Below are 19,809 nucleotides of genomic sequence, written 5' to 3'. Positions count from 1 at the left end.
GCGCCCCCCCCCCCCCCCCCCCCCCCCCCCCCCCCCCCCGCCCAACCCACAGGAAGCCAGCTTCTGCTTTTGACGTTGACGTTGACGCTGATCTGCAGCAGGTGCAGGGCTGCAAGCCCTGCCGCACACACCCCCCTGAGCATTCCACGCAGTGGTTTGAGCGCATCGCGCGCGCGCCACCCGGCACGCTGCACGGCAACGGAATCCCCCGCCCTGCCGAGCCCCTCATGAACCTCCATCACCTGCCCCTGCGCGCCTCGCTGCTGCTGGCCCTGTCCTCCCTGCCGCTGGCTGCCATGGCCGAAGCCACCTCGCCGCCCCCCGCCCAACAGGTGCCCGGCGTCTACCACCAGCGCGTCGGCGCCCTGCAGGTCACCGCCCTGTTCGATGGCGTGGTCGCGCTGGGCCGGCAGGAAGTGGTGGGTGTCGCGCCCACCCTGGTCACCCGCCTGCTCGATGGCCGCTATGTACCCGAAGACAGCAAAGGCCTGCAGACCGCGGTCAACGCCTTCCTGGTCCGCCAGGGCAACCACCTCACCCTGGTCGACACCGGCACCGCGCAGTGCTTCGGTCCCGGCCTGGGCCAGGTGCTGGGCAACCTGCGCGCGGCAGGCGTGGACCCGGCCGAGGTGGACGACGTGCTGCTCACCCACGCCCACCCGGACCATATGTGCGGCGTGCTGGATGCGCAGGGCCAGCCGGCCTACCCCAATGCCACCGTGTGGCTGTCCAGGGCCGATGCGGACTACTGGCTGGACCCGGCCAGCGAAGCCCGGGCGCCGCAGGGCGTGCGCTTCGCCTTCCCGCTGGCGCGCAACGCGGTGGCGCCGTATCAGGCCAGCGGTCACCTGCGCACCTTCAGCCCCGGCGACGCCCTGCCCGGTGGCGCGGTGGCGATGGACAGCCACGGCCATACCCCCGGCCATGTCTCCTACCGGTTCGACAGCCAGGGTCAGTCATTGCTGGTGTGGGGGGATGTGCTGCACTTCCACGCGGTGCAGTTCGCACACCCGGAAGCGGCGTTCGAGGCCGATGCCGACCGCACGGCGGCCATCGCCAGCCGTCGCGCCCTGCTGCAGCAGGCCACCGCCCAGGGCTGGTGGGTGGCCGGTGCGCACCTGCCGTTCCCCGGCCTGGGCCACGTGCGCCGCGAGGGCGAGGCCTATGCATGGGTACCGGCGGAGTATTCGCCGTTGAAGTGAGCCGGTGAGCCCTTGTAGAGCCGAGCCCATGCTCGGCTACCGGGGCCGCACCGCGCTGGGCGCGGCAGCCGAGCATGGGCTCGGCTCTACAGGAATTCTGCCGGGCAACGCCCGGCACGCTACATCGATTACGCCAGCCCCAGCCAGCCGCCGATCACGCCGCGGGCTTCATCCACGCCGGTGCGGTCCTCACCGGAGAACACCTGCACGCTGACGCTGTCGCCGTAGGCCGAATGCAGGTCCTTGCGCACCTTCTGCAGGGTCTGCATCTGCTGGCTGCGGCTGAGCTTGTCGGCCTTGGTCAGCAGCGCGTGCGCGGGCATGCCGCGCTGCACGGCGTAGGACAGCATCTGCCGGTCGTAGTCCTTCAGCGGGTGGCGGATGTCCATCACCACCACCAGGCCCTTGAGGGCTTCGCGGGTGCGGAAATACCGGTCGATGAAGGCCTGCCAGTGCGCCTGCAGGTCCAGCGGCACCTTGGCATAGCCGTAGCCGGGCAGGTCGACCAGGTGCGCTTCCGGGGTGATCTGGAAGAACACCAGCTGCTGGGTGCGGCCGGGGGTCTTGGACACACGGGCCAGGGAGTTCTGCCGGGTCAGCGCGTTGAGGGCGCTGGACTTGCCGGCGTTGGAGCGGCCGGCGAAAGCCACTTCGGCCCCTTCATCGGGCGGCAGCTGCCGCACGTTATGGGCCGAGAGGTGGTAACGGGCGCGTTCGATGAGCAATGACATGCGCCTAGGATCGCATGTTGCGGCGCCGCGCGCCCGTTCCCGGCGCCGCTGGCCGGGAAAATGCTGCACTGCTGCGTTGACCGTGCGCGGAAACGGCGTTGATAATCCGGGCGATGCCGGCGGCCACCGCCCGGCCCGGTCCATACGGAGCTTTAGCATGCGCCACGCTCGCGTTCTTGCCGTATCCGCTCTTGCCACTGCCGTCGTCGTTGCCGCTGCTGCCTTCGCGCAGACCACGCTGACCCCGCTGCCCGACAACGGGCCGATCCGCACCGCCTCGCTGGAAGTGGATTTCAGCAAGACCACCTGGGGCGACGCCAAGGCCGGCCAGACCAAGGCCTCGGCCTGCGCGGCCTGCCACGGGGCCGACGGCAATTCCACGGTGGAGATGTACCCGTCCATCGCCGGCCAGAGCGAGCGCTACGTGGCCCAGCAGATGGCCCTCATCGCCAACGGCCAGCGCAGTTCCGGCGCATCGGTGGCGATGGTGCCCTTCGTGCAGAACCTCACCCCGCAGGACATGCGCGATATCGGCGCGTTCTTCGCCACCCAGAAGGCCACCGCCGGCATCGCCGACGATACCGCCGTGACCGATGGCCCCTACAAGGGCATGAAGTTCTACGAGATCGGCCAGCAGCTGTACCGCGGCGGCGACGCCACGCGCGGCCTGCCGGCCTGCATGGCCTGCCACGGCCCCAGCGGCGCCGGCAACCCCGGCCCGGCCTATCCGCATATCGGCGGCCAGCACGCCAGCTATGTCGCTCGCCGCCTGCAGGAGTACCAGGCCGGCCAGACCAACGAGACCGACAAGGCGCACTTCCAGATCATGGCCGCCGTGGCCCAGAAGCTCAGCGAACAGGAAGTCCAGGCCCTCTCCAGCTACCTGCAGGGCCTGCACAACAAGGCCGATGACATCGCCGCCGAAGCCGCCGCCGCGCAACCGGCCGCCGCCCCCTGACCGCCACTGGTCGGCCCGGGTCGCCACGGCGGCCCGCGGCTGCGGTATGTTTCCTTCACGCCGGCGGCTGCGCCGGCGTTGTTATTTTCAATGGAGATGCGTGTCGATGAGGTTGATTCCCCGCCTTCTGCTGTCCCTGCTGGTGATGCTGCCGCTGGCCGCTTACGCCGCCACCCCCGCCAATGCCCCGCTGGTTGAAGGCAAAGACTACGAACGCATCGCCAAGTCCGGCCCGTTCCAGCCCCTGGCCGGCAAGATCGAAGTCGTTGAAGTCTTCGGCTACACCTGCCCGCACTGCGCCCACTTCGAGCCGCAACTGGAAGCCTGGGCCGCCAAGCTGCCGGCCGACGTGCGCTTCACCCCGGTCCCGGCCGCCTTCGGCGGTGCCTGGGATGCCTGGGCCCTGGCCTATTACGCCGCCGATGAAGTGGGCGTGGCCAAGCGCAGCCACGCCGCCGTGTTCAAGGCCCTGCACGAACAGGGTTCGCTGCCGATGCAGAACGTCTCGGCCGATGAGCTCGCCACCTTCTACAGCGCCTATGGCGTGAGCGCCGACCGCTACAAGCAGGCCCTGCGTGGCGATGCGGTGCAGAAGAAAGTCGCCGAGGCCCGTGCCTTCGCCCAGCGCACCCAGGTGCCGGGCACGCCCGCCATCATCATCAACGGCCAGTACCTGGTGCGTGGCAACAGCTTCGAGGACCAGCTGCGCATCGCGTCCAAGCTGATTTCCGAAGCCCGCGCCCGCCGCTGAACCAATCCCGACCATCGACACGGCGCTGTCGCCGCCGCATGTCATCATTTCCCCTTGGCCGGCGCCCGCCGCCGGCCCCACCTTTCCAGATGCTGGAGACGTTTCAATGAAGACCCGTATCGCTGCTTTCGCACTTGCAGCCCTGCTGCCGATCCTGGCGGCCTGCAAGGCCGACGATGGCACCACCAACACCACCGCCCCGGCTGAACCGGCCGCGACCCCGGCTGCCGCCGAGCCTGCCGCGACCCCCGCCGCCGAGCCCGCTGCCGGCGCCGAAGGCGCTGCCCCGGCCGCCACCGACACCGCTGCGGCCCCGGCCCCGACCACCACCGCGCTGACCGGCCCGGCCCCGGTGGAAGGCGCCGACTACCAGCTGATCAGCAACGGCCAGCCGTTCCAGCCGGCTGCCGGCAAGGTCGAAGTGGTTGAGATCTTCGGCTACGTCTGCCCGGCCTGCGCCGCCTTCCAGCCGCTGGTCGGCCCGTGGAAGGCCGGCCTGCCCAGCGACGTGAACTTCGTCTACGTGCCGGCCATGTTCGGCGGCACCTGGGACAACTACGCCCGTGCCTTCTACGCCGCGCAGACCCTGGGCGTGCAGGAGAAGACCCACGAGGCGCTGTACGCCGCCATCCACTCGCAGCAGACCCTGAAGGGTGAGCGCGGCGCCGACTCGGTCGACGACATCGCCAAGTTCTACGCCGGCTACGGCGTGGATCCGAAGCAGTTCGCCGCCACCATGGGCAGCTTCGCGGTGAATGCCAAGACCAACTCGGCCAAGCAGTTCGCCCAGCGCAGCCAGATCAGCGGCACCCCGTCGATCATCATCAACGGCAAGTACCTGGTGAAGGGCAAGACCTTCCCGGACATGCTGCGCATCGCCGACCACCTGATCGCCCGCGAACGCGGTGCGGCCCAGGCGCACTGATCCAGAGAGAAAGCATTGCCGGCCGTGACTTCCCCCCACACACGGACCCTGCGCTTGCTGACGGCCAACATCCAGGCCGGCTCGAGCACCCGCCGCTACAGCGACTATGTGACCCGCAGCTGGTCACATGCGCTGCCGGCGGGACGCAAGCGCAGCAGCCTGGACGCGATCGCCACCCTGGCGCGCGGCCATGACATCGTCGGCCTGCAGGAGGCCGACCCGGGCAGCCTGCGGTCGGGCTTCACCAACCAGACCCACTACCTGGCCCAGCGCGCCGGCTTCAACTACTGGAGCCACCAGCCGAACCGGCGTATGGGCGGGGTGGCGTCCAGCGCCAACGGCCTGCTGAGCAAGCTGGAACCGGTGGAAGTACAGGACCACGCCCTGCCCGGCCGTATCGGCGGGCGCGGCGTACTGCTGGCCAAGTTCGGCGATGGCGAGGACGGCCTGGCCGTGGCGGTGGCCCACCTGTCCTTGGGTGCGGGTTCGCGGATGTCCCAGCTCGGCTTCATCGCCGAGCTGCTGTCCGACCATCCCAACGCGGTGCTGATGGGCGATTTCAACTGCCTGGCCGAGCGCCCGGAAATGCAGGTGCTGTACCAGAAGACCCGGCTGCAGCCGCCAGGCTGCGTGGTGCCGACCTTCCCCAGCTGGCGCCCGGACCGGGCCATCGACCACATCCTGGTCAGCAGCAACCTGCAGACCCGCAGCGTGGAAGCCGTACCGGCCGCGTTCTCCGACCACCTGGCCCTGGCCATGGCCATCGACGTCCCCGCCGACGCCCTGCGCTGACCCGCCGCGCGGGTGGGTGCGGACTTCCACTGCTCTGGTGGGTGCGGACTTCCACTGCTCTGGTGGGTGCGGACCGTTGGTCCGCACGCTCTCCGCCGGGCACAACCCTGCGCTACCCCGCCTGCACCACCGGCGTTCTCAACCGCCGCGCGGTCATCGTGCTGCCTACCGAAGCCACCACCGTGCAGCCGATTGCCAGCCACTGAACGCCGGCCAGCTGCTCGTGCAGCAACAGCATCGCCCACAGCGCGGCCACCGCCGGTTCCATGCTGATCAGGATCCCGAAGGTTTCCTTGGGCAGGCGCTTGAGCGCCATCATTTCCAGCGACATGGGGATCGCGCTGGACACCAGCGCCACCAGCAGGCCCGCCAGCAGGATCTTCGGCTCCAGCAGCGCCATGCCGGCGTGGGCCACGCCCACCGGCACCACCACCAGTGACGCGGCCAGCAGCCCCAGCGAAACCGTATGGCCGGCATGCAGGTGGCCGGCGCGCTTGCCGAAGACGATGTACAGGCCCCAGCACGCCGCGGCGCCCATGGCGTAGAGCACGCCGGCAGGATCCAGCGCCGGCCCGCCGCCCAGCGGCAGCAGCAGCAACAGGCCCAGCAGCGCGCAGCCCACCCAGACGAAATCGATCGGCCGCCGCGAGGACAGCATCGCCACCGTCAACGGGCCGGTGAACTCGATGGCCACCGCGATGCCGAAGGGAATGGTGCGGATGGCCATGTAGAACAGCAGGTTCATCAGGCCCAGGGTCAGCCCGTAGCGGAGGATGGTCATCGCATCCACGCGGCTGGTTTTCCAGCGCCACGGCCGCCAGAACAGCAGCAGCAACAGGGCTGAGAAGCCCACGCGCAACGCGCTGGTGCCCTGCGCGCCGACCAGGGGGAACAGGTGTTTGGCATAGGAAGTGCCGATGGCCAGCGCGGTAACCGAGCCGAGCACCGCCAGCGCCGGCAACATCGGCGCGAATCGGGAAGTCTGCATGCGCCCAGTCTATTGCGCTGGCGGTGAGCACTTGGCTCAATTGGGGGCCCGTCCGCGCAATTTCTGCTCGCCATGGCCACCGCCCCCGTGCTGGACAGCTTCGACCACGCCATCCTCGACCTGCTGCAGCGGGACAACGCCCTGCCGCAGCGGCAGATTGCCGAGGCCGTGCACCTGTCCACGCCCGCCGTGCAGCGGCGCATCAAGCGGCTGCAGGACAGCGGCGTGATTTCCGCCAACGTGGCCGTGCTCGACGCGGCCAGGGTCGGGCGCCCGCTCACGATCATCGTCGAGGTACGCGTGGTCAGCGAGCAGCGCGAGAAGGTCGCCCCGTTCCGCCGCCGCGTGCAGGATGACCCGGCCGTGCAGCAGTGCTACTCGATCACCGGCGACGGCGATTTCCTGCTGCTGCTTTCGGCGGCCTCGATGGAAGAGTACGAAGCGATCACCGAGCGACTGTTCGGCGGCGACGACAACATCGAGCGCTTCCGTACCTCGGTGGCGCTGGGCACGTTGAAGCGCAGCTTCTCGGTGCCGCTGACATGACCACACCGCCCTCCCCTGCCCGACGCCTGCGCCGCTGGCTGCTGCGCGCCACGCTGCTGCTGATCGCCGGCGTTGCCGTGCTTTCGCTGTGGAACAGCCCGTGGGCGGCGGCACCGAAGATGCTGTGGGCGCTGGGACGCATGCCACCGGCCACCGAGCTGCCCGTGCCCGTGGACGGCGTGTGCCCGCGGCAGATCGCCGATACGTTCGGTGCGCCCCGCGGCCGTGACCGCACCCACGCCGGCATCGACATCTTCGGCAAGCGCGGCACGCCCGTGCGCAGCGTTACCGCAGGTGTCATCGCCGATGTGCGCGAAAGCGGGCTGGGCGGACGCCAGGTGTGGGTGATCGGGCCCGGTCGTGAGCGCTACTACTACGCGCACCTGGAAGACTGGGCCGAGGGCCTGGCGCGAGGCCAGGTGGTGCAGGCCGGCCAGCTGCTGGGCTACGTGGGCGACAGTGGCAATGCCAAGGGCACGCCGCCGCACCTGCACTGGGGCATCTACGGCACGGACGGCGCCCGCGACCCGTTGCCGCTGCTGCGTTGAAAGGCCTGCAGTCCAGTGCAGTCGAGCAAGCTCGACTCTACGACGGACTGGCCGCATGTGGGCACGACCTCGCCCATTTGTAAATAGAAACAATTCGCATTACGATATTTGCGTTTTCCGGGCAGCCAGGACGGTTCGCCCTCCTCGCATTGCCCAGCCACCGTCCTGCAGCGCAGGGCCCCGCCAGCGGCGTGAGAACCCCACCAGCCGCGGCGCCAGACCATCCGGGAAGCCGGTCGGACGCACGCACGTGCCCGTCCAGGAACCCACATGATCCGCTCGACCCCTGCTCTCCTGCCGCATCGCCTGTCCGCGGCGGTGCTCTCCGCCCTGTGCCTGGCCGCCGTGCCGGCCGCCTTCGCCGAAACCGCCGCCGACCCGACCACGCTCGACAAGGTGGTGGTGAAGGGTGAGCGCGCCGAAGGCTACTCGGTGCGCAGGACCTCGGCCGGTACCCGCTTCGACCTGGCCCCGCGCGAGATCCCGCAGTCGGTCAGCATCATCAGCCACCAGCGCATCGAGGACCAGAACCTCGACGACATCATCGACGTGCTGGGCAACACCACCGGCGTGAGCAGCACCCAGTCCGACACCGAGCGCACCGAGTTCTACGCACGCGGCTTCTACATCGACAGCTACCAGTTCGATGGCCTGCCGACGCAGATGGTGCAGAACTGGAGCTACGGTGACTCCGGCCTGGACCTGGCCCTGTACGACCGCGTGGAAGTGGTGCGCGGTGCCACCGGCCTGCTCAGCGGCGCCGGCAACCCGTCCGCTTCGGTGAACCTGATCCGCAAGCACGCCGACAGCGCCGAACTGGCCGGCAGCGTCTCGGTCAACGTCGGCAGCTGGGGCCGCACCCGCACCACCGTGGACGTGGGCAGCGCGCTGAATGCCAGCGGCACCGTGCGTGGTCGCGTCATCGGCAGCTACCTGGACACCGATGCGCAGATGGACCGCTACAACCAGCACAAGACGCTGGGCTACATGGTCATCGATGCCGACCTGACCCCCGATACGCAGCTGAGCGTGGGCTACGACTACCAGCAGAAGCGCGCCAACGGCGCGACCTGGGGCGGCTTCCCGATGCTGTTCTCCGATGGCACCAGCACCGGCTACGACGAGTCGTTCAATGCCAGCCCGAACTGGACCTACTGGGACACCACCAGCAAGCGCGCCTTCGCCACCCTGGAGCACGGCTTCGCCAACGGCTGGAAGTTCAAGATCGGCGCCACGCATGACGAGACCAAGGCCGACGACAAGCTGTTCTACCCGGCCTACAACGACTGGGTTACCGGCGCCTCGTTCTTTGACAGGAACACCGGTGCGGGCATTTCGCCGTCGGCCGGCTTCTACAACACCGAGCGCAAGGTCGACGCGATCGATGGCTTCGTTGACGGTCCGTTCCAGCTGTTCGGCCGCGAACACCAGTTCATGGCGGGCCTGAGCTACAACAAGCGCGACTACGCCAACTACGGCGACTACCAGGTCGGCGGTGCCGGCCTTGCCTGGGATCCCTTCTCCAGCTACCTGAACTGGACCGGCAACATCAGCGAACCGGACTGGAACCCGCTCAGCCTGGCCAGCGAAGGCACCATCACCCAGAAGGCCGGCTATGCCGCCACGCGCCTGTCGCTGGCCGATCCGCTGAAGCTGATCATCGGTGCGCGCTACACCGACTGGAAGAGCGAAGGCGAAGGCGCCGATCGTTCGCACAAGGTGACCACGCCGTATGCCGGCCTGGTGTTCGACATCAATGACACCTACTCGACCTACGCCTCGTACACCGAAATCTTCCAGCCGCAGATGCTGAAGGACCGCAACGGCAGCTACCTCGATCCGGTCGACGGCAAGAGCTACGAAGTGGGCGTGAAGGGTGCCTGGTTCGACAACCGCCTCAATGCCTCGGTGGCCGTGTTCCGCATTGAGCAGGACAATGTCGGCCAGTCGACCGGCGAACCGGTGATCGGCGGAACCGGCGGCGAAACGGCTTACATCGCCGCTCGCGGCACGGTCAGCCGCGGCTTCGAGTTCGAGCTGAACGGCGAACTGGCACCGGGCTGGAATGCCACCTTCGGCGCCTCGCGCTACGTGGCCAAGGACATCAATGACGCGGACATCAACACCAACCTGCCGCATACCACGCTGAAGCTTTTCACCAGCTACACCCCGCAGTCGCTGACCGCATTGACCGTGGGTGGCGGTGCCAACTGGCAGAACCGCATCTACTACGCGGTACCGGCATACGGCCGCATCGAGCAGGACGGCTACGCGCTGGTCAGCGCCTTCGTGCGCTACCGCATCTCGCCGGAGTTCAGCGTGCAGGCCAACCTGAACAACCTGCTGGACAAGAAGTACTACTCGCAGATCAACGGCTACGGTGCATTCGGCGACGGCCGCAATGGCTCGCTGACCTTCACCTGGTCGTTCTGATGCAGAGGGCGCCGGGCAACCCCCGGCGCCGTGCTTTGTAGAGTCGAGCTTGCTCGACTGGCTTTCGACCAAAGCAGCCGAGCATGGCTCGGCTCTACAGAACAGCGAAAAGCCGCCGGGCATGGCCCGGCGCTACCAGTGAAACGCAGGTGCCGTTCCCTGGCACCTGCCTGTCAGCCTAGAACCGCAGGTCCGCGCGCATGTACCAGTAGCGGCCACGCGGAATGTCATAGGTCGAGGCGTCGTAGCCGTTCAACGAGCACGACAGGCAGATCGGCGGATCCTTGTCGAACACGTTGTTCAGGCCCGCGGTCAGCTGCAGCCCCTTCATCCAGTTGATTTTGTAGCCCACCTGCACATCGTGGTAGGTGGTGGCGGACAGCGTATTGGTACCGGCGGCCTGGTTGCTGCACACCGGGAAGGCCACCGCATCACCGCAGTCTTCGGTCAGCTCGGAGATGTGGCGCACCGTCCAGTTGGCACTCCAGTTGTCCAGCGTCCAGCCGATGCTGGCGTTGCTGGTCCATTCCGGAATCGAGCTGTCGGCCACTTCCACGCCCGGCTTCTGCGGCTGCCGCTGGCCGGCCGCACCCGTGGCCTCGTAGCGGCCGACGAAGGTGTTCTTCCAGCCCAGCTTGAACTGGCCGATGTCGCTCTGCGGCAGCGTCCAGAACATGTCCACGTCCCAGCCATCGGTCTTGATCGAACCCAGGTTGGTCAGGCGGTTGTTGAAGCTGCTGACCGCACCGGTGCTGGCGCGGGTGATGCCATCACAGTAGATCGGGTCCAGCGTATCCACGCACAGGTCCAGCTGGGTCTGTGCGTTGATCGCCTGGATCGCGCCGTCGATGTTGTGGCGATAGAAGGTCACCTCCACGTCGAAGCGTTCGGACCACGAGGTGTCGTTGCCGAACCACGGGCTCCACACGAAACCGGCGCTGAAGCTGCGCGAACGCTCCGGCTCCAGTTCGCGGTTGCCGCCGGTGGTCACCGAGATCTGCGAGTTGGCCTGCTGGAAGCCGGTCGGCACGCCCAGCGCGGCGCAGTTGGCAGGATTGCCGCGCGGCGCGGTGCCGCCCAGGCCCACCGAGCAGGGATCGAACAGCTGCAGGTCCGCACGCGCGGCCGAACCGTACAGCTCGCCGATGGACGGCGCACGGAAGCCCTCGGCGTAGGTCGTGCGCAGCACGAAGTCATCGGTCACCTGCCAGCGCAGGCCGTACTTGGGGGTGAACTCGCCACCGAAGGTGGAGTAATCCGAATAGCGCCCGGCCAGGCTCAGGTCCAGCTTCTTGCCCAGCGACGAATCGGCGAAGATCGGGATGCTCAGCTCGACGTAGGCCTCGTTGACGTCGTACGAACCGGACGTCGGCTGCGAGGGCACGCCGTTGTAGTGGCCGATCACCGTCAGCGGATCCGGCTGGTACCAGCCTTCATAGCGGCGGTGCTCCAGGCCGGTGGCGAAGGAGACCGGGCCGGCCGGCAGCGTGAACAGATCACTGGACAGGTTGGCGGTGACCAGGCTCAGCTCGTTCTGGCTGCGGTCGCGCACCACCGGCTGGATCCAGCGCAGCATGTCCGGGGTGATCGAGCCGACGCCGCCGAAGATGTTCAGCGGCACGCAGCCGGGGGTTGCGGCGCACAGTGCCGGATCACCCAGCGCCAGGTTCACGTTGTAGATGTTGTAGCTGCCGTAGTTGGTCTGCTCGGCCTTGTTCTTGCTGTACATGCCGTTGACGTCCCAGTACCAGCTGCGGTTCGCCGCCTGGAAACTGCCCACCAGCCCGGTGGCGAAGTAGGTCGTGTTGACCTCCTGCTCGAACACGCGCGCGCCGCCCTCCACCGGTCGACGACCGATCAGGGTCATGTTGTCGCCGGACGCCAGGTCGAAGCCGAACGGGTTGTACGGGTTCAGCGCCGACACCACGATGTTGTCGGCCAGCGGATTGCCGGTGGCGCCGTCAGGGCCGAAGAACAGCGGTTCCGGGCCCGCCTGGTTGGTCGATTCGCGGCGGTTGCCCAGCGCTTTGACGTACCACTGCACGTCGTCGGTGATGTCGAAGCGGAACTGGCCGAACACGCCTTTGCGCTCGGACGGCGTCAGCACCATGTTGTATTCGGCGAAGTTGAAGCGATCGGCACTGGTGAAGCAGTGGTAGTCATCGCTGCGGTTGCAGCCGGCGCTGCCGTCATAGCGCGGGTTGCTCACGCCGGTGTTGGGCACGATGTCCTGTTCGGCGCCGGTGTTGGGATCGACGAAGGCGAAACGCCCCTGCGGGATGCCACCGCTGCCGAAGGCCAGCCCGGTACCGGGGATGGGAAAGCGCGACTGCTCGCGGTCGCGTGCGTACACCGCGTCCTGCCGGGTCCAGCTGGCGCCGAGGAACAGGCTGTAGCGCTCGCCGCTGGTGCCCCAGGCCAGGTCCACGCCCTTCTGCGTGCCATCACCCTTGCTGTACTCACCGTAGTTGAGGGTCACCTGCCCGCCATCGAAATCGCGCCGGGTGATGATGTTGACCACGCCGGCGATCGCATCGGAGCCGTACAGCGACGACGCACCGTCTTCCAGCACTTCGATGCGTTCAACGATCGCCAGCGGAATGGTGTTCAGGTCGGTGGCCGCGCCCACGCCGGAGGCCGATGATTCATTGACCCAGCGGATGCCGTCGACCAGCACCAGTACGCGCTTGGCGCCCAGGTGGCGCAGGTCGACCTGGGCCGAACCCGCGCCGACACCGCTGCCATCCGGCGGGAAGCCGAAGTTGCCGGACGAATTGAACTTGGCGTTCAGCGCCGAGCCCGAACCGGTGAGCTGCTGCAGCACTTCGCCGATCGAGCTCAGGCCCGTGCGCTCGATGTCGCCACGGCTCAACGTCTGGATCGGCACCTGGCCTTCCACTTCAGCGCGCTTGATGCGCGTGCCGGTGACTTCGACGGCATCCAGGGTGGTGGCCGTCTGGGCCATTGCCCCCAGCGGTGCCAGGGCCGTCACGCACAGCGCAACAGCGACCGCCAAGGGGCGGTAATGCAGGTGATTCATTCGCTCTCTCTCCAAAGGAATGTCGGGACATGGACTGCCGCGCTCCCCCCTGCATGGCGGCAGCGTCTCCTTTGTAAACAAGCGGTAAAAATCACGACGTGACGACGGACACCATTTCACGTGGAATTGACGGAACAGACCGGAGATCGCGTCAATTAATGTCCTGAAATGCGCAAAAGGTGCGGCAATGCACCATCAAGAGCGCTGAACGGATGCGGGCCAAAACGACAGCCACGCCCAGACGAAGGACGGCCCGCACGGATGCCGGGCCGTCCTCGCCAGCGGTCATCGCACGAACGCGATCCGCTCCATCCCCGTCGCCTCGGCCGCCGCCAGGATCTTCGCCATGCCTTCGTACTCGGCAGACGGATCGGTGGCGATGCGCAGCTCCGGCAGGTTGCCGGCGTGCTCACTGGCCTGGGCGCGCAGGCGGGCCTGCAGATCACCGATGGCCATCGGCTGGCCATTCCAGCTCAGCTGGCTGGACGCATCCAGGCGCAGCTCGACCGGTGGCGGTGGGTCGGGACGATCGACCACCCGGTCGGTGGCCTGCGGCAACTGCACCGCGATGGGCCGCGACAGCATCGGCGCGGTAACGATGAAAATGATCAGCAGAACCAGCATCACATCCACCAGCGGCGTGACATTGATCTCCGCCAAGGGACCGCTTCTTCCTGCGCTGTTGAACGCCATGTGCCACTCCTTGCACCCGGGCCGTTCGCCCAAGCCGACAGTACGCCGCCGCCATGTGCCGACGGCAGTGGGCATCCACGAAGCATTCAGCTGCCGTTGCCCGCGCTGCGACGTGCACGCGGCGAGAAACTGAATTCAGCCAGCGCCCGCTATGCTGGCGCCATGACCCGACGCTCTTCGACCGCCCTGTCCCTGCTCCCGCTGTCCGCATCGCTGCTGATCGGCTGCGCCAGCGCCCAGTCACTCGACGCCCAGAGCGGCCAGCTCAAGGCCGCCATCGACGCTGCCGAACGCGGCCAGCTCGGTCCGGGCCAGGCCGCCGCGCTCAGCCGCCACCCGGCCTATGGCTGGGTCGAGTTCGCCCAGCTGCGCCGCAACATCGATACGGTCGATAGCGGCCAGGCGCAGGCCTTCCTCAAGCGCTATGAGGGGCAGGCCGTGGCCAACAGCTTCCGCAGCGTCTGGCTGCCCTCGGTGGCCCGCCGCCAGGACTGGCCTACCCTGCTGGCCAACTGGGCACCGACCGACAACCTCGGCCTGCGCTGCGCGCAGCTGACCGCGCGCCAGGCCACCGGCAAGGTCGACCCGCAGTGGATCAGCGAGGCGCAGGACTTGTGGCGCAAGAACGGCAAATCACTGCCCGATGCCTGCGATGCGGTGTTCGCTGTGCTGCAGGCGCAGGGCGGCATGAGCGATGCACTGCGTTGGGAACGCGTCGACGCCGCTGCCGACGCGCAGCAGCCCGCGGTGATGCGCAGCGCCGCGCGTGGCCTCCCCGCGGCCGATCTGACCCTGGCCAACACCTATGCCGCCTTCGTCGACAAGCCCAATGCCAGCGCGCTGAACTGGCCGCGCAATGAACGCAGCCGGCGCATCGCCACCGATGGGCTGGAAAAGCTGGCCAAGGCCGACCCCGGCGCCACCGAACAGCAGCTGCCGCAGTACGCACAGGCGCTGGGCCTGAGTGCCGAACAACAGGCCCAGGTGCGGTACCAGATCGCGTTGTGGACAGTAGCCTCCTACCTGCCCGACTCCGCGCGCCGCCTCAACGCGGTGCCCGAATCGGCCTACGACGAGCGCCTGCACGAATGGCGCGTGCGCGAGGCGATGTCGCGTGGCGACTGGCCGGCCGCACTCACCGCCATCCGCAAGATGGGCAGCAAGCAGCGCACGGATTCGCGCTGGGCGTATTTCGAAGGACGCATGCTGGAAAAGACCGGGCACGCGCAGCAGGCCCAGTCGCTGTTCCGCAGCGCCGCGCGCGCGCCGACCTTCCACGGTTTCCTCGCCGCCGACAAGCTGCAGCAGAACTACACGCTGTGCCCGTGGAAGCCCAATGACAGCGCCCAGGCGCAGGCCGCCGTCGCCCGCGACCCGGCCATCCAGCGCGCGATGGCGCTGTACCAGATCGATCGCAACGGCTGGGCCGTGGCCGAGTGGAACAGCGCGCTGGCCCGCTTCGATGACACCCAGCGCCGCCTGGCGGTGCGTGTGGCACAGGACAATGGCTGGTTCGACCGCGCCGTGTTCGCACTCGGCAAGCAGCCGCAGGAACAGCGCCTGTACGACCTGCGCTTCCCGCTGCACCACGACAGCACCATCCGCCGCGAATCCTCGCGCAATGCCATCGACCCGGCCTGGGTAGCCGCCGAGATCCGCGCCGAGAGCACCTTCACCCCGCGCGCGCGCTCGCCTGCCAATGCCATGGGCCTGATGCAGGTGCTGCCGGCCACGGGCGCGGGCGTGGCGAAGAACATCGGCCTGACTGCCTACGGCGGCGCCGACAGCCTGTACGACCCGGACACCAACATCGCCATCGGCACGGCCTACCTGCGCCAGCTGATGAACAAGTACGACGGCCTGCCCTACGTCACCATCGCCGCCTACAACGCCGGGCCGACCCCGACCGCACGCTGGCAGTCCCAGCGCCCGGGCTTCGACCCGGACCTGTGGATCGAGACGATCAGCTACAAGGAAACGCGCGAGTACGTGGCCCGCGTGCTGGCCTTCAGCGTCATCTACGACTGGCGCCTCAACGGCAACGCGCTGCCGCTGAGCGACCGGCTGATGGGTCGCCTGGTGGACAAGCGCAAGGCCTTCACCTGCGCGGCGGACGCCGACCAGGGCGGGGATTGATCGACGCGGGGTCGTGCCTTCCGATCCGGTAGCGCCGGGCCATGCCCGGCGAGCGCACAGCGCGGCGACACACGCCCGTGCGATCATCCCCCCATGAAGATCTATCTTGTTGGCGGCGCCGTGCGCGACCGCCTGCTGCAGCGCCCCGCCGGCGACCGTGACTGGGTGGTGGTCGGCGCCACGCCCGCGCAGATGGAAGCGCAGGGCTACACCGCCGTGGGCCGCGATTTCCCGGTGTTCCTGCACCCCAAGACCGGTGAGGAATACGCGCTGGCGCGAACCGAGCGCAAATCCGGCCGCGGCTACCGCGGTTTCGTGGTGGATGCCGATCCGGCCGTCACCCTGGAAGAAGACCTGCAGCGTCGCGATTTCACCATCAACGCCATCGCCTGCGATGAAGCCGATGGCACCCTGGTCGACCCCTATGGCGGCGCGCGTGACATCCAGCAGCGCGTACTGCGTCACGTCGGCCCTGCCTTCGTCGAAGATCCGCTGCGCGTGCTGCGCGCGGCGCGTTTCATGGCGCGCTTCGCCCCCCTGGGTTTCACCGTTGCCGAAGAGACCCTGGCGCTGATGCGCGAGGTGGCCGCCAGTGGCGAGCTGGACGCGCTGGTGCCCGAACGCGTGTGGCAGGAACTGCGCAAGGCACTGGCCTGCGAACGCCCGTCGGCCTTCCTGCGCACCCTGCACGACGCGCATGCGCTGGGCCCGATCCTTCCCGAACTGGAAGCGCTGTACGGCGTACCGCAGCGTGCTGAGTTCCACCCCGAAGTGGATACCGGCATCCACCAGGAAATGGTCAGCGACATGGCCGCCCGCCTGGCACCCGGCGATGACCTGGTCGGCTTCGCCGCACTCACCCACGACCTCGGCAAGGGCCTGACCCCGCCGGACGAATGGCCGCGCCACATCATGCACGAGCAGCGTGGTCTGAAGCCGCTCAAGGCGCTGTGCGCGCGCTTGAAGATTCCCACCGAGCATCAGCAGCTGGCCGAAGCCGTCTGCCGTGAACACTTGAACGTGCACCGCATCGACGAACTACGCGATGCCACTGTGCTGGAGCTGCTGGGCCGCTGCGATGCGCTGCGCCGGCCCGAGCGCGTGGCCCGCATCGCCCTGTGCTGCGAGGCCGACAAGCGCGGCCGTCTGGGCTTTGAAGAAGGCGATTACCCGCAGGGCGAAACGCTCAAGCGCCTGCACCAGGCCGCGCTGTCGGTACAGGCGCGTGATCTGGACCTGAGCCACCTGAAGGGCCCTGCGGTGGGCGAGGCACTGGCGCGGGCCAGGGTGAAGGCGATTGCGGCGGCGCGGTAGAAATGTGTGGTTTGCTGGGGAAGCGTGGTGTCAGCCGCTGATGGTCAGTACCTGAAATAGGTATCACCCAAGGCGGGGTGGTCGCCCGGCTGACGCTTCCGCTTGGTGATGCGTCGCAGATTGATGCGCTTTGCATTGGGCCAACCCAGCGTTCCGAATATCGCATCGGCCATCTTTGCGAACCGCGTGAAATAGCGGCCAATTCTGTATCCAAGGTAGAAGCAGACCAGAACGCATATCAAGTACGCATCCGCGATCATCTCCAAGGTTGGCAGTCCGTCTCCCGTGAGAGCGTCGATCAGGAAGAACGCGACGTGGATCATGTACAAGGGAACAGATAGCGCCAGCGAGTACTTGGCCACCGCGATCCAGTGGGCCCAGCTACCTGAACTGACATACGGATAGGAAACGATGAGCCTCTTCTGCTCATCGAGGACGGACAAGGCAATGAAGTTCCCCGCCTTGTCCCGACGCCCGACCACCCGCACGGAGTCGCCCTCTTTGAAGGGCCAATTCCAGAACAGTCCCTTCACCAGCATTTCGCCGAATCGAAACTCCACCCTCGTCGCTGGTTCTTCCGTTTCCTCATTGGACATCATCGCCATGCCAGCGGCGGGCCCGCTAAGGCCCAGCGCGGCGGCAGCGGTGCCCGTGGCGGCCATTTTTTCGCGATCCCCGTCGCGCCAGAAGACGTTCTGCACCACATGTCTGACCCGCAGACTGGAAATGATGCCGGTTTCCGTCTCGAACAGCACCTTGCCGGTCGAGCCCGGCTTAGGTTTGCGATTCACTGCAAATCCACCTTGGAAAAGCCACACGCTGACCGGCGCGTATCCGCCATCGAAATCATCAAGAGATTCTCAGTATCTGAAATAGGTATCACCAAGCGCAGCAGGATCACTCGGGCTTCTTTTGAGTTTTGTAATACGCCTTAGATTCACACTCTTACTGTCGCCCCAGCCAAGCGAGCCAAATATGCCGTCAGCAAGCCGGGCAAACCGGTGAAATCGATAGCCAATACTGACCCCAACAGTGGCAGCGATGAGCAGGAGCCCAGCAAATATGCAAAGCAGCAACTTCAACAACAACCATCCGTCCTCCAGGATGCCTAGAGAATTCAGGCCAATACCTACGGTAGAAAATGTGCATATCGGCAACGAAATCAATGACGTGTACTTCCAGACCGAGATCCAGTGAGCGCGACTGCCAGCACTGACGTGTGGGTAGGAGACAATCAATCTCTTGCGCTCATCCAATACCGAGAACGCGATAAATACTCCGTCCGGGTTTCGGCTTCCGACCACTTTCACGAGATCTCCTTCCTTGTAGGGCCAGTTCCAGAGCAGGCCTTTCACGATCAAATCGTCTAGTCGGAACTCAACTCGGACAACTGGCTCCTCCATCTCCTCGGAGGACATCATCGCCATGCTGGCCGCAGGACCACTGAGACCGAGTGCAGCAGCAAAGGCTCCAGTGGCGGCCACACCCTCGCGATCGCCACTACGCCAGAACACATTTTCTACAACGTGCATTATGCGCAGGCCGGAAATAATCCCAGTTTCAGTATCGAACGGACCAATTCCTTGCAAAGCCCGGGACCGCGAAACATTCACGACGATGACCTCGTAACAATTTTCAAATCATACCCGCCACCATACCGCGCCATTGATAATTCCTGGCGCCTGAAATAGGCATCCCCAATACCGGAGCCATCACCCTCTCGCGCTCGAGCCAACTTTCCGGATCTGAGATTGATCTTTTTAGGATCGCTCCAATCCGGCCCGGCAAACAGAACAGCACAGAATATCCTCGAACGCATGCTCAACGAAAAGCTCTGAGATCACACCAGCCTCCGTATCAAGCGGAATTCCACTTTCAGGCCAACTGATCGAGCATCTGCCGGACATCACCCCAACACTGGTGTAGAGAATTCAATATCTGAAATAGGTATCACCCAGAGCGACATGATCACCTACCTGTCGCTTCCTCTTGGTGACTCCACGAAGATTTATTCGCCTCACACCTTTCCACCCAAGCGTAGAAAAAATAGAATCCGCCATTTTTGCGTAACAAACAAACCGCCGACCAATTCGATATCCAATTAAACAGAAAACAAGAACACCAATCAAATACGCCCGAGCCAAGAAATAAAATGGCGCGGATGTCAACCAAGCAAACAGAGCTATTATAAATCCCCACCAAGGAATCAGAATCACAAGCGATAGTTTTAGCACTACAATCCAATGCGCCAACGTGCCAGAACTGACGTGCGGATAGCAGACGATCAATCTCTTCTCCTCATCAAGAACTGAGATAGCAAAGAATTTACCTTCGCGCCCCCGTGTCCCAACAACTCGAACGAGGTCACCTTCGCTAAAGGGCCAGTTCCAGAGAATACCTTCCACGGCGAGGTCGCCAAGACGGAATTCGACTTTCGTGACCGGCTCCGCCATTTCCTCCGCAGACATCATCGCCATACCTGCTGCTGGACCACTGAGGCCTAATGCGGCGGACAACGCACCGGTCGCAGCCATTCCTACGCGATCGCCTTCTCGCCAGAAAATGTTTTCCATCACGTATTGAACTTTGAGACCGGAGATAACTCCGCTCTCCATTTCAAGCAGAGCCTCTTTGCCGCCACTCATTTGCATACCACTCCTTGACGGACCGGATCGAAACCAGGCCAGTAGCGCCCCCACACTGCCTATTTGATAGCAACTAGTATCTGAAGTAGGTATCCCCAACGCCGGAA

General features: G+C 66.1%; 17 protein-coding genes. 10 read left to right on the top strand and 7 right to left on the bottom strand.

The genetic code is table 11. The annotated features are described in order from the left end of the window. Positions 1 to 227: 227 nt before the first annotated feature. Positions 228 to 1,202, top strand: a complete 975-nt coding sequence (locus tag IAE41_RS10295; RefSeq protein WP_200733048.1) for an MBL fold metallo-hydrolase — start codon at positions 228 to 230, stop codon at positions 1,200 to 1,202. 128 nt (positions 1,203 to 1,330) lie between these two features. Here IAE41_RS10295 and yihA read toward each other — a convergent pair whose 3' ends face one another. Further along, entirely contained in the window at positions 1,331 to 1,933 is a 603-nt protein-coding gene (gene yihA, locus IAE41_RS10290; protein ID WP_108760333.1) for a ribosome biogenesis GTP-binding protein YihA/YsxC, read from the bottom strand. 157 nt (positions 1,934 to 2,090) lie between these two features. Here yihA and IAE41_RS10285 point away from each other — a divergent pair, with 157 nt between their 5' ends. The 4 genes from IAE41_RS10285 to IAE41_RS10270 all read left to right on the top strand — a co-directional run bounded on the left by IAE41_RS10285 (position 2,091) and on the right by IAE41_RS10270 (position 5,359). Continuing rightward, positions 2,091 to 2,891, top strand: a complete 801-nt coding sequence (locus IAE41_RS10285) for a c-type cytochrome (RefSeq protein ID WP_108747359.1) — start codon at positions 2,091 to 2,093, stop codon at positions 2,889 to 2,891. A 106-nt stretch (positions 2,892 to 2,997) separates the two neighbouring features. Continuing rightward, the gene (locus IAE41_RS10280; RefSeq protein ID WP_079223321.1) at positions 2,998 to 3,642 is read left to right on the top strand and encodes a thiol:disulfide interchange protein DsbA/DsbL; all 645 of its coding nucleotides are present in this window, start codon (positions 2,998 to 3,000) and stop codon (positions 3,640 to 3,642) included. Between the two features lie 106 nt (positions 3,643 to 3,748). Continuing rightward, entirely contained in the window at positions 3,749 to 4,567 is an 819-nt protein-coding gene (locus tag IAE41_RS10275) for a thiol:disulfide interchange protein DsbA/DsbL (RefSeq protein ID WP_079223323.1), read from the top strand. A 54-nt stretch (positions 4,568 to 4,621) separates the two neighbouring features. Next, complete coding sequence (locus IAE41_RS10270; RefSeq protein ID WP_174208737.1) at positions 4,622 to 5,359, top strand: endonuclease/exonuclease/phosphatase family protein; 738 nt, start codon at positions 4,622 to 4,624, stop codon at positions 5,357 to 5,359. 112 nt (positions 5,360 to 5,471) lie between these two features. Here IAE41_RS10270 and IAE41_RS10265 read toward each other — a convergent pair whose 3' ends face one another. Then, a complete protein-coding gene (locus tag IAE41_RS10265; protein ID WP_079223325.1) occupies positions 5,472 to 6,347 on the bottom strand; it encodes an EamA family transporter in 876 nt (291 codons plus the stop codon). A 72-nt stretch (positions 6,348 to 6,419) separates the two neighbouring features. Here IAE41_RS10265 and IAE41_RS10260 point away from each other — a divergent pair, with 72 nt between their 5' ends. From IAE41_RS10260 to fhuE, 3 genes are all read left to right on the top strand, one after another. Beyond that, on the top strand, positions 6,420 to 6,893 hold the full coding sequence (locus IAE41_RS10260) for an Lrp/AsnC family transcriptional regulator (RefSeq protein WP_200733047.1): 474 nt from the start codon (positions 6,420 to 6,422) through the stop codon (positions 6,891 to 6,893). Next, the gene (locus IAE41_RS10255) at positions 6,890 to 7,441 is read left to right on the top strand and encodes a M23 family metallopeptidase (RefSeq protein WP_200733046.1); all 552 of its coding nucleotides are present in this window, start codon (positions 6,890 to 6,892) and stop codon (positions 7,439 to 7,441) included. The genes IAE41_RS10260 and IAE41_RS10255 overlap by 4 nt, the downstream gene beginning before the upstream one ends. A gap of 270 nt (positions 7,442 to 7,711) precedes the next feature. After that, entirely contained in the window at positions 7,712 to 9,874 is a 2,163-nt protein-coding gene (gene fhuE / locus IAE41_RS10250; protein ID WP_200733045.1) for a ferric-rhodotorulic acid/ferric-coprogen receptor FhuE, read from the top strand. Between the two features lie 178 nt (positions 9,875 to 10,052). Here fhuE and IAE41_RS10245 read toward each other — a convergent pair whose 3' ends face one another. Further along, entirely contained in the window at positions 10,053 to 12,839 is a 2,787-nt protein-coding gene (locus IAE41_RS10245; RefSeq protein WP_234458423.1) for a TonB-dependent receptor, read from the bottom strand. 360 nt (positions 12,840 to 13,199) lie between these two features. Further along, a complete protein-coding gene (locus IAE41_RS10240) occupies positions 13,200 to 13,607 on the bottom strand; it encodes a biopolymer transporter ExbD (RefSeq protein ID WP_200733044.1) in 408 nt (135 codons plus the stop codon). Positions 13,608 to 13,769: 162 nt separating this feature from the next. Here IAE41_RS10240 and IAE41_RS10235 point away from each other — a divergent pair, with 162 nt between their 5' ends. After that, a complete protein-coding gene (locus IAE41_RS10235) occupies positions 13,770 to 15,743 on the top strand; it encodes a transglycosylase SLT domain-containing protein (RefSeq protein WP_200733043.1) in 1,974 nt (657 codons plus the stop codon). 93 nt (positions 15,744 to 15,836) lie between these two features. Then, on the top strand, positions 15,837 to 17,057 hold the full coding sequence (locus tag IAE41_RS10230; protein ID WP_200733042.1) for a multifunctional CCA addition/repair protein: 1,221 nt from the start codon (positions 15,837 to 15,839) through the stop codon (positions 17,055 to 17,057). A gap of 44 nt (positions 17,058 to 17,101) precedes the next feature. Here IAE41_RS10230 and IAE41_RS22530 read toward each other — a convergent pair whose 3' ends face one another. The 3 genes from IAE41_RS22530 to IAE41_RS22520 form a co-directional block, all read right to left on the bottom strand. Continuing rightward, entirely contained in the window at positions 17,102 to 17,848 is a 747-nt protein-coding gene (locus IAE41_RS22530) for a putative type VI secretion system effector (RefSeq protein WP_234458421.1), read from the bottom strand. Positions 17,849 to 17,917: 69 nt separating this feature from the next. Then, positions 17,918 to 18,670, bottom strand: coding sequence for a putative type VI secretion system effector (locus tag IAE41_RS22525; protein ID WP_234458420.1), 753 nt, complete (start codon positions 18,668 to 18,670; stop codon positions 17,918 to 17,920). Positions 18,671 to 18,988: 318 nt separating this feature from the next. After that, complete coding sequence (locus IAE41_RS22520) at positions 18,989 to 19,702, bottom strand: putative type VI secretion system effector (protein WP_234458419.1); 714 nt, start codon at positions 19,700 to 19,702, stop codon at positions 18,989 to 18,991. Positions 19,703 to 19,809 lie beyond the last annotated feature (107 nt).

Source organism: Stenotrophomonas sp. S39, assembly GCF_016624665.1.
In the GTDB taxonomy this organism is placed as follows: domain Bacteria; phylum Pseudomonadota; class Gammaproteobacteria; order Xanthomonadales; family Xanthomonadaceae; genus Stenotrophomonas.
The sequence above is the reverse complement of the archived record's forward strand: the minus strand, read 5'-3'. Positions and strand labels throughout refer to the sequence as shown.